The sequence below is a fragment of the Paenibacillus sp. FSL H3-0457 genome (assembly GCF_037981725.1).
Classification (GTDB): Bacteria; Bacillota; Bacilli; order Paenibacillales; family Paenibacillaceae; genus Paenibacillus; species Paenibacillus amylolyticus.
Genome location: NZ_CP150283.1, coordinates 5,837,122 through 5,849,603, shown reverse-complemented (window position 1 = coordinate 5,849,603; position 12,482 = coordinate 5,837,122). Strand labels below are relative to the sequence as shown.

Genomic DNA, 12,482 nt, shown 5'->3' with positions numbered 1-12,482 from the left:
ATTATTCGTATGCTCATTGTTTGGGTAATGAAAGACAATACGACGAATACGCAAGTAACAAATGAAGAAGTGGAGAGAACTTATGACACCGTGGGAACCTACCGAGACGGGGGCAGATTTGGTCCGTATGCCGCAAGATGAAGAACGCGAGCTGATCGAGATTGAGTTGCTGTTGGAAGGCATGCACCGTTTATATGGATATGATTTTAGAAACTATGCACTGCCATCCCTGAAACGAAGAATCTGGCATCATGCACATGCTGAAGGTGTTAAGAGCATATCCGGCTTGCAGGAGCGTGTTCTTCATGACCGTTCCGCGTTTGAACGTTTTGTACAGAACTTATCCATCCCTGTAACGGAAATGTTTCGAGATCCTTCGCTTTTCCGAATGTTTCGGGAACAGATTATTCCTATCCTGAGAACCTACCCGTATATCCGAATATGGCATGCGGGATGTTCTACAGGAGAGGAAGTTTATTCCATGGCCATCATGTTGCATGAGGAAGGACTGTATGACAAGGCAAGAATCTACGCAACGGATATGAATGATCGCTCTTTGCAACAGGCCAAAGAAGGCGTATATGGTATTGAGAAAATGAAACTATTTACTACAAATTATTTGGAGGCAGGGGGTACCAGAGCCTTCTCCGAGTACTATACAGCGAAATACAATTCGGTGATATTTCATCCTTTTCTAAGGAAGAACATCATTTTCGCCGAGCACAACCTGGCAACAGACCGGTCATTTAACGAGTTTAATGTTATCTTTTGCCGTAATGTCATGATTTATTTTAATGATGAACTGCGGAACCATGTGCATGGGCTGTTTCATGAGAGCTTGAGCCACTTTGGTATTCTGGTTCTGGGGTCGAAAGAATCGATACATTTTACAGAGTTCAGTGATACCTATGAGCCGTTAGACCGGACCGAAAAAATATACCGGAAGATCAAATAGGGGGTTAGGGGTAGCCATGGGGCTCAATGAACCAATCCACATATTATTGGTAGATGACCGCCCTGAGAACTTGCTTGCTCTTGAAGCAGTTCTGGAATCGGAACAATATAAACTCGTTAAGGCAACTTCCGGAGAAGAGGCACTCCGCTGTCTGCTAAAAGACGAATTTGCGGTTATCGTTCTCGATGTGCAGATGCCTGGAATGGACGGAATTGAGACAGCAAAGTTAATTAAGGCACGGGACAAGTCCAAGGATGTGCCGATTATATTCATCTCTGCCAATAGCAGAGAAGCGGAGCACTTGTTTGCCGGATATTCAGCCGGGGCCATTGATTACATGGTTAAGCCATTTATTCCTCAGATTTTGAAATCCAAAATCGAGGGCTTTGTGGAGATGTTTATCACCAATAAACGTTTGAAGACACAGACCATGCTTCTTCACCAGAAGACACAGGAACTGGAGAAGATGAACCAACAACTCATTCAGGCCAAGGAAGAAGCAGAAATTGCAGCCAATGCAAAGACAGAGTTCCTGGCAATGATGAGTCATGAGATTCGTACACCGATGAACGGAGTTATCGGTATGGTTGATCTGCTGATGGAGACGGAACTGAGGGAAGATCAGAAGGAATATGCAGACATCGTTCGTCGCAGTGCAGATGCACTCGTCACGGTTATCAATGACATTCTTGATTTTACCAAGATGGAATCCGGCAAAATGGAACTGGAAGAGCATCCTTTTGAGATTGTCTCCTGTATTCGGGAAGTGTTGGGATTGTTTGCTGCAGAAGCAGGCAAAAAGAATCTGGAACTGGATTATTTCCTGGAAGATTCTGTGCCTGAATTAATCTATGGAGATATGGCAAGGCTCCGTCAGGTTCTCTTGAATCTTATTGCCAATGCGATCAAATTTACCGATCAGGGTGGAGTTTATCTGATCGTGTCAGTTAAGGAAGAAGAGGATGGAGAAATGGCATTGGAGTTTGCCGTTAAAGACACCGGGATAGGTATCGCTTCAGACAAAGTTGATCGCCTGTTCCAGCCGTTTTCCCAGCTGGATACATCCATGACACGTAAATACGGTGGAACTGGCTTAGGACTGGCAATATGCAAGACTCTGGTTGAAATGATGGGTGGACAGATCTATCTGGATACAACAGAGCAACGGGGAGCAACGTTTGTATTTACAATTCAGGCGAAACGTTATGTAGAAACTGAACTGGTCCAGGGGAACGGGGAAGAGAAACCAACGGATGTGAAAAATGAGAATAAATATCCTACGGTATTAATTGTGGATGATCATCCGATCAACCAGAAGTTGATGGCGATTATGCTTGGTAAGCTGGGGTTGCTCTCAGACATTGCTGAAGATGGACAGAGCGCACTCGATATGGTAAACGGCAGCCGTTATCCCTATGACTATGTGTTTATGGATCTGCAGATGCCTGTGATGGACGGTTTGGAATGTACACGGCGGATTCGAGAGAGTCTGTCCCAGTCTAATCAGCCAATCATTATAGCCATGACTGCTAACGTGATGGAAGGTATTCAGCAACGCTGTATTGCTGCCGGCATGGATGATTATATTAGTAAACCGGTGAAAATGGGCAATGTAAAACAGAAAATAGCCCAGTTTCAGAAACAACGACAAATGTTAGACCCAGGCCCTTCAGCCATGAATCAGGCCAATTGAAACATTTTCCAAACTTCTTTCTGATTCACTCGTGCTGAAGTTGGGTTATTAGGTAAGGAAACCATTGATCAGGAGAGAGATGTCTAATGAATACAAATAAAAATGAAAAATTCAATGCAAGAACTGAAACTCAGGACGGCGTGTGTACGGTGTATCTGACTGGCGAACTGGATTTGTCGGTTGCTCCTGACTTCCGCTTGGTGATGGAGCCGCTCGTGGATAACAAGGAACAGGATCTTGTGATTAACATGAAAGAATTGAAGTATATCGATAGTACAGGGATTGGTATCCTGTTATCTGTTCTGAAGGCCAGACATGGAATGGAAGCTCGCTTTGAAGTACAGGAAGTTCCTGCGCAGATTCAGAAACTTTTTGACATGACGGGCATCGCCAAATTCTTTGTCACACAGAAGAATTCCCAATAGGAAAGGATCGAAAAAGGAATGAATGCAGAAGTTCAAAGAGTCACCCTTAATTTACCTGCGACAGCTGATTACGTTGATATTGTAAGACTCAATCTCTATGGAGTAGCATCCAAAATGGGATTTTCCTACGAAGACATTGAGGATATGAAAGTTGCTGTATCCGAGGCCTGTAACAACTCTGTATTGTATGCCTACTCACACGAAGGCGGCATGGTTGAAGTTGTATTCGAAGTGGATGGCGAAACATTGTCCATTATTGTCAAGGACGAAGGTGCCAGCTTCGAGAACATGAACCCTGCTGTGTCACGTGCCGGTCTACACGACAAAGAACTGACGGAAGCACAGATTGGCGGACTTGGGTTCTACCTGATGCAAGCCTTGATGGATGATGTCAGTGTGGAAAGTGAGACGGGCAAAGGTACGAAAGTAGTACTCGTAAAACGTCTTGCAAGAAGTGAGGAGAAAGTATGAATGAAAAAGTGACTCCCCCAGAGTCCATGTCTGAAGCTATAGGTTTGATCTGGGAATACCAGCAGACCCTAGATAATGAAATTGCAACAGTTCTCATCCGTAAATATGAACCAATGGTCAAGATGGCAGCAGGTAAAATCGCTCGGAATCGCCCCGATCTATACGAAGACTTGTATCAGACCGGGCAGATGGCTTTGATTCGTTTGCTTAAGCAATACGATATCAACCTAGGTATTCCGTTTGAACCTTATGCCATGAAGAGCATGATCGGTCATATGAAGAACTACTTGCGTGATAAATCCTGGTATATTCAGGTGCCCCGGAGGATTAAGGAAAAGGGAGCCCTTGTGCAACATGCCATCGATGAGTTAACCGTTAAGCTGGAGCGCTCACCCGGTGTGAACGAAATTGCTGAATACCTTGATCTGACTGCAGAAGAGACAATTGAAGTTCTGGCTGGTCGGGAATGTTACCACTATGTATCACTGGATTCTCCTTTATCTCAGGATGACAGTGCAGCAACATTGGGAGAACTGATCAGTGCAGATGTGAATGACTATGATTCGGTCGAAAAACGGATGGACTTGCAACAGGCATTGGGACAATTGAAGGAACAAGAACAGCAGGTACTTATTCTAGCATTCCAGGATGGCCAATCTCAGCGGGCAATTGCCCAGAAGCTTGGTGTTTCACAGATGAGTGTATCTCGGATTCAGAAGCGAGCTACAGAGAAACTGAAACAGATCATGTCTAATGCTTCAATGTTATGAAAAATGGAACCCTAATGTTGTTGAGTACGGCATAAAGAAGGACACGTCAATGCGCTGAAATGCATACGTGTCCTTTTTGGGATCAAAAAGATGGGTATGCAATGAAGAACATGAGTGCAGGAGTGGATATTGTGATTGTGAACCAAATCAAGTTGGAAGCTCGCCGCGACAAGTTATCTTGCTCGGGCCATTGGCAATGGTGGGATTGGGTTGCGCCTGACACCGATAGCATGAACGATGCGTTGGGGGAGCTGACAGAGGCGTTTCCGGATATGCGGTATTGGCTTCATAAGATTCCGGAAGTGGAATCGAATTATTTGTCCGTCCGTTTCGTGAATGGTACAGAACCAGTCATATTTGGTTCATTGTTGTATGCAGTCAAGAATGAGAGAGATGACAAACGTCAAGATAATCAGATGTTTTTCTATGTCGATCGCAATAACCTGGTTACCTTGAATATGGATGACAATACACGAGGCATTATGAAGACGGATGAACGTGCCCATATGTTACAGCAATGTAGTGAAGCCAGGGACGGGATGTTTGTACTTTTTCGAGCTATACTGCATTACTACCATGTGGGGATGGATCATTTTGAGATGAACCTGCGTGATCTGGAACGGAAGATGGAATCCCGCAATGCCCGAACTTTAATGGACCAGATTTTGGCCGCCCGATTTGAACTGTTATACTGGAGCAATCTGTTTATCCCCTATTCGGAACTGATGGCTGCTGCCCATGAGGCTTATCTCAGTGAAATCAACGAAAATCGATATTTCCAGCAGCTCCAACATCGAGTAGAGCGAATGGAACGTTTGTTTAGTCACTACGAGAAAGAGATCGATACGTTAATCTCCATTGATAATGCGATCTCCGGTGTACGTGGCAATGAGATCATGAAGACGCTGACCATTGTTACTGCTGTGTTCATACCTGCCACGGCAGCTGGCGCGATATGGGGGATGAACTTTGAGAACCTGCCCTTTATCGACAAATCATGGGGAGTTGTACTGGTCCTTGTTGTCATTATCTTAAGCATGATCAGCATGTATGTATGGCTGATGATGAAAGGCTGGACAGGAGATCTGCTCAAAGTGAAATCCTCACAGCCTTCAGCTGAAGAGACAGAGAAAAAAGGAGCAACGGAAAAACGTAAGGGATAGCCTACTGTTGGTTAGTCCTCTTAGTTTTTGTAATCTTCAATATAACCAAGCAAGTCAGCGATATATTGGCCCACAATTGGCATATTCACGAATTGGCTGAGAATGAATGCCAGCAAACCGAGAACAACAAAGGTACCCACAGTCAGACCGAGACCTCGTGCCATGCCCGCTGTAAAATTGGTAATAATCCGCTTTTTGGGACTGCTGTAATTCTCAATAATATCCTTGATCTGTGCTCTCTCCAGACTGTCCGCAATCTGGTCCAGACGGGTGTTCAATCGCTTTACCTCATGACGCAATTCAAAAGGGTGCTCGCTTGTATCATACTGCTGTGCCGGTGTTCCTCCCGTAATTGGAGTATTACCGTTGATTGTAACTTTACTCATATTATTTGTCCTCCTCAACTCTCATTGGATAAAAAATAGCCAGCTGGAGTGCAGCTGGCTATTAGTCACTCGATCTGTATCGCCTTACAGGCTAGTCGAGTTAAGTTCTTTACGTGCATCTTCCTTCGCTTCAACGGAAGCGGCAGCCACTTCATCAGATGCACGGGATGCTTCGTTAGCCACATCAGCGGACGCTTTTCTCACAGAGTCCATTACATCATTGCGGCCTTGATTTACCGTTTTTGCAATGTCGGAAGTTTTGGAAGAGACCGTTTTAGCCAGTTCAGAGGCTTTGTCACCTACAACAGTTGCCACTTCTTTGGTGCGGTCAGTAACGATGCCCACTTTCTCGGAAAGGTCACCACGCAATTCACGTCCCGGTTTAGGCGCAAAGAGTAGTGCTGCTGCAGCTCCCAGCAAACCCCCGATGAAAATACCTTTTGCGAAAGTCGAACCCGTCTGTACAGGATATTGCTCTTCTGCTTTATTCATGTCTAATCACTCCTTCTTCAATTTAAGAAACAAATACGAAACAACGAACACCTTGTTGCCCGAATCAGGCAGCCTGTCTTAGCAGTCTGGACACAAGCCCCAGCAAGAAAACAAAGAGCGCTGTACCAATGATGGCAGGGATAATGGCAAAGTTACCGATAACTGGTCCCCAGTTACCAAGCAAGAGTGCTCCCAGCCAGGCTCCGGCAAATCCGGCAATCATTGCACCGATTATGCCTCCAGGCATGTTGTGACCGGCAAGTGCATCTCCGATCAAACCGATGATGACAGCCATCACAATGCTGATAATGATGCCCCACATAACAACCGCCTCCTTTAAACTTGATGTAGGATGTTGTCTGTTCGCGTTTGCTTACTTCGTATATAAACCCCGTGCAACCCTGTGAAACAATAAAGATGAGGATGAATGAACTGGAAATCAGAGGAATTGATTCTTTAGTGGCTTTGTTTAATGCCTTTAACCATGCAGAAGATCCATGCCAATCCAGCAGTAAATCCAGTAAATACATCTGTAGGATAATGAACGCCCAACATGATCCGGCTGAGGCCAATCAAGAAAATAAAACTAATACCACATAGAACAGGAAGCCACACACCGGAAGAGTTATGTCGCTGTCGTTCAATGGCCCAGATTACAAAGAGCATGCCGTAAAAGCCCATGGAGATCATGGCATGTCCGCTTGGAAAGCTGTACCCGTGAACGACCAGCAGATGATCCAGTTCAGGTCTGCTTCGTCTGAAAAATTCCTTCAATAAGGTGTTCAGAATCCACATCATGGCAAAACTTCCCGTGAGCGCATATCCATATACAACAAACCTTGGACTGCGTTGAATGAAGAAAAGAAGAGCAAAACCTCCTGCAGCCACAGCAGAGATTTTGAATGAGCCCAGTGCGGTTATGAATGCAGTGTAAGGGAATAGATGAAGACGTGAATCTGAATTCAGATAAAATAATTGCTGAATTTGATCATCCAGACGAATAATAACATCAGCACCCAACCAGGCACCCAGACCTGCCAGGATAAATACGACCGATGCGCTGAGGGCCAGACCAGCCAACCCCCAGTTGAAGAGTGGACGTAATAACGTACCGGAATTTGAACTGAATGAGGCTGGTGAATACGTTTTGCGCGGCATAATGAGTTTCTCCTTCAGTTATTGTAGTAGATGAACATAGATGATAAAGCTATACCCGAAACGCCTGTCGAAAAAACTGTAAAAACGTCGATTTTGTACTATACTATTTAAGATATCCCATGCGGCGTCGTGACGCAAAGCAGAGATGAAATCGGGAGCACAAAGGAGAGAACTCGCATGGAGAGTGCCTTGTTAATTAAAGAATACCGTGCAGGCGTTATGGAATGCGCCCATTACGGACACATAAGTATTACGGATGAGTATGGCCGAATCGTATACTCGGCTGGTGACCCTCATTTTAGAGCGTTCACTCGCTCATCTGCCAAACCTTTTCAAGCCATTCCAGGTATTCGGGCAGGAATTGCCAGTCACTATGGCCTATCAGCACAGGAGATTGCCATCATGTCCTCTTCGCATCGTTCGGAACCGGAACACATTCGGGTGCTGGAGCAGTTATCCGGTAAAATTGGATTGGGAGAAGAATGCCTGATCTGTGCACCAAGCTATCCGCTTAATGAAGAAAGCCGTAATCAATGGTTACGTGCACAAGGAGAGAAACGACGCATCTTGCACAACTGCTCCGGAAAACATCTGGGAATTCTGGGGTACAGTCAGATGAAGCAGGTTGATCTGGGCAGTTACGCTGAACCGGAACATCCGGTACAACGAGAAATTCTTGAAACCTTTGCCGACCTGGCAGGTATTGAGGAAAAAGAGATTAAGCTTGGGACGGATGGCTGCGGCTTTCCGGTATTTTCTTTGCCGTTGTCGGCATTGTCGAACGCTTATCTGAAGCTCGCTTGTCCGGATCTTATCGCTGATCCTTCCACAAGAACAGCTGTAGAGACCATAACATCAGCTATGAATGAACATCCGTTGATGGTAGGTGGCACGGAGCGTGTAGATTCAGTGCTGCTGGAAGACAATAACATTGTAGCGAAGGGTGGATTCAAGGGGGTATTCGGTTTTGGCCTGAAAAAAGAAAGACTGGGAATCACCTTCAAGGTGCTTGATGGTTCCGAGGAAGAGTGGGCTTTCATCACTCAATCCATCCTAAGACAGATTGGTTATTCCAATGAGAGAACCATTGCACGATTGGCTGAAGTGTTCCCTTCGGACATCCGAAATGATGCGGGTACCCTTGTAGGTCATGCAGATAGTGAGTTCATTCTTCACTCACTTGAAGATAGCGTATAACCTTAAGAAGGGGCGTGATTAGAGTTGCCGGACCCCGGGTAAAGATGACATACCAACTGGTATTCATCTATACAATTCATATACACGCATGGACTGCCGCGGTAATGTGGCAGCTCTAAACCCTTGGAGGTGGATGAACATGATTAAAGTGGTGACATCGGAAGAAAGGCACACGTCGGATCGAGGTTGGATACACAGTGAATTCAGCTTTTCCTTTGCGGATTATGATGATCCAAGCAATGCCCATTTTGGCTGTCTGTTGGCTCATAATGAAAACACGCTGATGCCGCAAGAAGGCTTTAAGAAACATCCACATCATGATCTTGAACTCGTCAGTTATGTCATATCAGGTACACTCAAACATACGGATAGTATGGGAACAGAACAATTGCTTGAACCGGGAACGGTCCAGGTGATGAGTGCGGGTACGGGAGTGGAACACTCCGAGACCAATCCGTCAGCGGATGAACCGGTACGTTTCCTCCAGATGTGGTTTTTGCCATCGGAGCGTATGCTGAAACCTTCCTATACGAATCGGAGAATAGAGCCGCAGGAGCATTTGAATCGTCTATGTCCGATTGTATCCGGGCAAGGGGGCGAGGGAAGCGAAGGCGCATTGCCTATTTCCCAGGATGTAACCTGTTATCTGTCCCATTTGGAGTCCGGGAAAAAGTTGATGTACCCGCAACACGAAGATCGACGGACACATCTTTTCCTGATCAGTGGACATGTGGAGATTCATTGTTCGGATGGTAACTTCAACCTCAAGCCGGGGGATGCCGCACGAATTCGCAAAAGCTGTGATCTGCAAATCACGAGTACAGACAGTGAACCTGCCGAATTTGTTTTGGTTGACCTGCCTTAAGGATAAACATGCGAAAAAGGACCTGTTCCCACGGTGATGTGGAAAACAGGTCCTTTTTTGGCTTAAGATTTACGAAGATTACCCAGTTCCGAAGCGACAGCTTCCACTTCAGAGATACTGAGATGTTCCTTGCTCAAAATCATTTCATACAGGTCAAACAGATCTTCATATTTCTCAAGTGGGAATGAAGAAGCTTGCATGGCGGCACCGCTTGCCATACGAAGTTTGGTTTTGATCGCTTCAATCATATATTCCATATTGGCTGCTGTTGCTTGTGTTAAATCCATCGTTAAGTTCATCCCTTCCGTATCGGAAACTCTTGTTATTGTATCATGATTGGAAGCGCTCAGGCTAATGCTTTTGCGAGGAAACCAAGCATCGGTTACAATGATGGATACAACAACAGGATTTAACGGAAACCTGAGTGCACTGGAGGGAATACAGCTTGGCAGCGTATAAGCGAGAAATGGTTCGCCATCAAGGAAGGGAAGTCCGCAAAGGCGTGCCTGCAGAGAATCTGGTCTTATTTTTCAAAAACATCGTTCAACTTCATTCTCCAGCTGAAATCACGTTTGTCTGCATCGGTACTGATCGTTCCACCGGGGATGCTCTGGGTCCACTGACAGGAAGTTTACTGCAAGAGAGCGGAATGGAGAACGTGATTGGCACGCTGTCTTCCCCTTGTGATGCAGATACGCTGGAAAAGAAATTGGCACTTATTCCTGCACACCATGCCATCATAGCGATTGATGCATGTCTGGGTCCAAAGCAGGCGGTAGGTACATACTATCTCTCGAATAACCCACTCATTCCGGCCCAATCGGTCGGAGGCAAGCTACCCCCTGTTGGACAATACAGTGTAGCAGCTGTGGTTAATGCGAATGGACCAAGGCCCTATTCCATTTTGCAGATGACCTCGCTTCACTTGGTCATGGGGATGTCCCGAACGATTGCAGACGCCGCAATTGAAGCATGGAAATGTAGACAAACGTTTCATTCATGATATGTAGGCTTAATAATATACAACCTGAATTATTTAATTCGCGCAGAGAGAGGGATTCATATGGAAAAAGTGATGTGTGATGGAACGACGATTTGTTATGCCGAACAAGGTAAGGGAGAAGCACTCATTTTGCTCCACGGATACTGTGGCAGTTCATCGTATTGGGATGAGGTCGTACCTGAACTGGCACGCAGTTATCGCTGTATCGTACCTGATCTGCGTGGACACGGAAAAACAGATGCACCTGTAGGAAGTTATACCATCGAACAGATGGGCAACGATGTATTACAGTTGATGGATGAGTTGAATGTGGAAAAAGCGGTCCTTCTGGGACACTCGATGGGGGGATACATTGCGCTCTCGATTGCACAACGTCACCCGGAGCGTTTGAATGCATTTGGTCTGATTCATTCGACAGCCTATCCGGACAGTGAAGAAGCCAAGGAAAAACGCCTGCGCGCTGTATCCACCATTCAGACCGAAGGTATCGTGAATTTTGTAGATGGACTGGTTCCCGGACTGTTTGCACCGGAACATGTGGAATCGCTATCTAAGCATGTAACACGTGTGAAGGAAATTGGATACCAGACTGCTCCTCAAGGTGCTGTTGGTGCTGCACTTGCTATGCGAGAACGCCCGGATCGCCGCGATGTGTTATCGGCTACACCTTTACCTGTATTGCTGGTTGCGGGAGAGAAGGATGCGGTTATCCCGCCAGAACGCACATTTACAAGTGACAAGCCACATATCGTGCAAGCCGTGATTGCGGGTGCAGGTCATATGAGCATGTATGAAGCTCCTGAAGAATTAATTCAGGTCATTAAACAATTTATGGCTGGATTATCGAAGTAATTGATGAAGTGATTTATGTTGATATAATTAGAATATAGTTTGGTTCCTGGATGATTCAACCTCTTGTGGAGGAGGAGTACCCAGTTCCATTTCAACCGAGCCCCTGCCACGTCCCTTTGGGATAGGCAGGGGTTTAGTGTGTTCATGGCCAGAGCAAAGACACGTGTGTCTTGTTTTTGGCTTTTTGTCATGGCATGAATTAAAATAAATATAAAGGAACGATATGAGAACGATTGAATGTATAGGGTCGAATGATGAGGGGGCATACAGCATGTTCAGAAAAGATTATCTGCTCCGCATGATGGAGGAAATGACTGAAGCAATAGGCAAAGTGTTCACGCTCAAACAGCAGCGTAAGCACACCGAGGCATTGTCTGAACTGGATGAGTTGATGCGCAGGCAGTTTGGGTTGAACTTATCTTTACTGAACTCATTGCCAGCAGAGGATGTTATTGAAATGTTCCGTTTTCGCGGAATAATTGAGGTAGATAATCTGCAGCAAGCCGCGAGGCTGATTGAAGAAGAGGCTTACATCTATCAAGAGAAGGCCAAAGTGGAAGGCATCGATGATCAGGAGAGAATGGACGCAGAGGATGACGCCCTCATTCGATTGATGAGATCACTTCATTTTTACCTGTATGCATTGAATCATGGCGCTAATCCCAAGTTGTTGGACGCACCGGAACGGGTGGAGGGTGTGTTGGGGCTTACGAAAGAATATGAACTCCCTGCTCGAACCGAAAGACAGCTTGCCCTTTATCGTGAACAACAAGGGCGTTATGACCAGGCAGAGAACAGTTGGTACAGGCTGCTACAGCTTGGTGCTGAATTCCCGGTGAGCTACCGAGATGATGTACAGGCGTTCTATGAAAGGTTGAGCCCACTCACGGATGAACAACTGGAGCAGGGCGGTCTGCCACGGAACGAAGTTGAAGAGGGACTAGCTGAACTAAGTCGTCAAGAGATGAACTCATAAAATATGGATTGGATCAAGGCCTGTTACATGCCTTTACTTGGAGAGGGAACGGAATTGTGGTATGGTAACGGTTGAC

At 45.8% G+C, this 12,482-nt stretch carries 16 protein-coding genes; 11 read left to right on the top strand and 5 right to left on the bottom strand.

Annotation, left to right across the window (positions count from 1 at the left end; translation table 11 throughout):
* Positions 1-82: 82 nt before the first annotated feature.
* From MHH25_RS26020 to MHH25_RS25995, 6 genes are all read left to right on the top strand, one after another.
* The gene (locus tag MHH25_RS26020; RefSeq protein ID WP_036606984.1) at positions 83-955 is read left to right on the top strand and encodes a protein-glutamate O-methyltransferase CheR; all 873 of its coding nucleotides are present in this window, start codon (positions 83-85) and stop codon (positions 953-955) included.
* Positions 956-971: 16 nt separating this feature from the next.
* Positions 972-2,648 (top strand): response regulator, encoded by a 1,677-nt coding sequence (locus MHH25_RS26015; RefSeq protein ID WP_036668004.1) that lies wholly within the window; start codon positions 972-974, stop codon positions 2,646-2,648.
* 86 nt (positions 2,649-2,734) lie between these two features.
* Positions 2,735-3,073, top strand: a complete 339-nt coding sequence (locus MHH25_RS26010; RefSeq protein ID WP_036606989.1) for an STAS domain-containing protein — start codon at positions 2,735-2,737, stop codon at positions 3,071-3,073.
* Between the two features lie 18 nt (positions 3,074-3,091).
* Positions 3,092-3,544: an anti-sigma B factor RsbW gene (gene rsbW / locus MHH25_RS26005; protein ID WP_036606993.1), complete on the top strand. Its 453-nt coding sequence runs from the start codon at positions 3,092-3,094 to the stop codon at positions 3,542-3,544.
* Positions 3,541-4,314 carry a sigma-70 family RNA polymerase sigma factor gene (locus MHH25_RS26000; protein WP_036606995.1) on the top strand — a complete coding sequence of 258 codons (774 nt, stop codon included), beginning with the start codon at positions 3,541-3,543 and terminating at the stop codon, positions 4,312-4,314. Before rsbW ends, MHH25_RS26000 begins: the two co-directional genes overlap by 4 nt.
* 110 nt (positions 4,315-4,424) lie before the next feature.
* On the top strand, positions 4,425-5,477 hold the full coding sequence (locus tag MHH25_RS25995; RefSeq protein WP_081745867.1) for a magnesium transporter CorA family protein: 1,053 nt from the start codon (positions 4,425-4,427) through the stop codon (positions 5,475-5,477).
* A gap of 20 nt (positions 5,478-5,497) precedes the next feature.
* Here the strand turns inward: MHH25_RS25995 and MHH25_RS25990 are convergent, their stop codons facing one another.
* The 4 genes from MHH25_RS25990 to MHH25_RS25975 form a co-directional block, all read right to left on the bottom strand.
* Complete coding sequence (locus MHH25_RS25990) at positions 5,498-5,863, bottom strand: DUF5665 domain-containing protein (RefSeq protein ID WP_017692276.1); 366 nt, start codon at positions 5,861-5,863, stop codon at positions 5,498-5,500.
* 84 nt (positions 5,864-5,947) lie between these two features.
* Complete coding sequence (locus tag MHH25_RS25985; protein ID WP_036606997.1) at positions 5,948-6,355, bottom strand: YtxH domain-containing protein; 408 nt, start codon at positions 6,353-6,355, stop codon at positions 5,948-5,950.
* A 64-nt stretch (positions 6,356-6,419) separates the two neighbouring features.
* Positions 6,420-6,677 (bottom strand): GlsB/YeaQ/YmgE family stress response membrane protein, encoded by a 258-nt coding sequence (locus MHH25_RS25980; RefSeq protein WP_017692278.1) that lies wholly within the window; start codon positions 6,675-6,677, stop codon positions 6,420-6,422.
* A 134-nt stretch (positions 6,678-6,811) separates the two neighbouring features.
* Positions 6,812-7,513 (bottom strand): phosphatase PAP2 family protein, encoded by a 702-nt coding sequence (locus tag MHH25_RS25975; RefSeq protein ID WP_051449537.1) that lies wholly within the window; start codon positions 7,511-7,513, stop codon positions 6,812-6,814.
* Between the two features lie 177 nt (positions 7,514-7,690).
* Here MHH25_RS25975 and MHH25_RS25970 point away from each other — a divergent pair, with 177 nt between their 5' ends.
* Both MHH25_RS25970 and MHH25_RS25965 read left to right on the top strand, forming a co-directional pair.
* Positions 7,691-8,710, top strand: a complete 1,020-nt coding sequence (locus MHH25_RS25970; RefSeq protein WP_036668003.1) for an asparaginase — start codon at positions 7,691-7,693, stop codon at positions 8,708-8,710.
* 139 nt (positions 8,711-8,849) lie between these two features.
* Positions 8,850-9,575 (top strand): pirin family protein, encoded by a 726-nt coding sequence (locus MHH25_RS25965; protein ID WP_036607001.1) that lies wholly within the window; start codon positions 8,850-8,852, stop codon positions 9,573-9,575.
* A 62-nt stretch (positions 9,576-9,637) separates the two neighbouring features.
* Here the strand turns inward: MHH25_RS25965 and MHH25_RS25960 are convergent, their stop codons facing one another.
* Complete coding sequence (locus MHH25_RS25960) at positions 9,638-9,862, bottom strand: DUF1128 domain-containing protein (protein ID WP_017692283.1); 225 nt, start codon at positions 9,860-9,862, stop codon at positions 9,638-9,640.
* A 158-nt stretch (positions 9,863-10,020) separates the two neighbouring features.
* Here MHH25_RS25960 and yyaC point away from each other — a divergent pair, with 158 nt between their 5' ends.
* The 3 genes from yyaC to MHH25_RS25945 all read left to right on the top strand — a co-directional run bounded on the left by yyaC (position 10,021) and on the right by MHH25_RS25945 (position 12,406).
* Entirely contained in the window at positions 10,021-10,578 is a 558-nt protein-coding gene (gene yyaC, locus MHH25_RS25955) for a spore protease YyaC (RefSeq protein WP_081745863.1), read from the top strand.
* Between the two features lie 60 nt (positions 10,579-10,638).
* Positions 10,639-11,430, top strand: coding sequence for an alpha/beta hydrolase (locus tag MHH25_RS25950; protein WP_036607004.1), 792 nt, complete (start codon positions 10,639-10,641; stop codon positions 11,428-11,430).
* A gap of 271 nt (positions 11,431-11,701) precedes the next feature.
* Complete coding sequence (locus MHH25_RS25945) at positions 11,702-12,406, top strand: DUF6483 family protein (protein WP_076253599.1); 705 nt, start codon at positions 11,702-11,704, stop codon at positions 12,404-12,406.
* Positions 12,407-12,482: the final 76 nt, after the last annotated feature.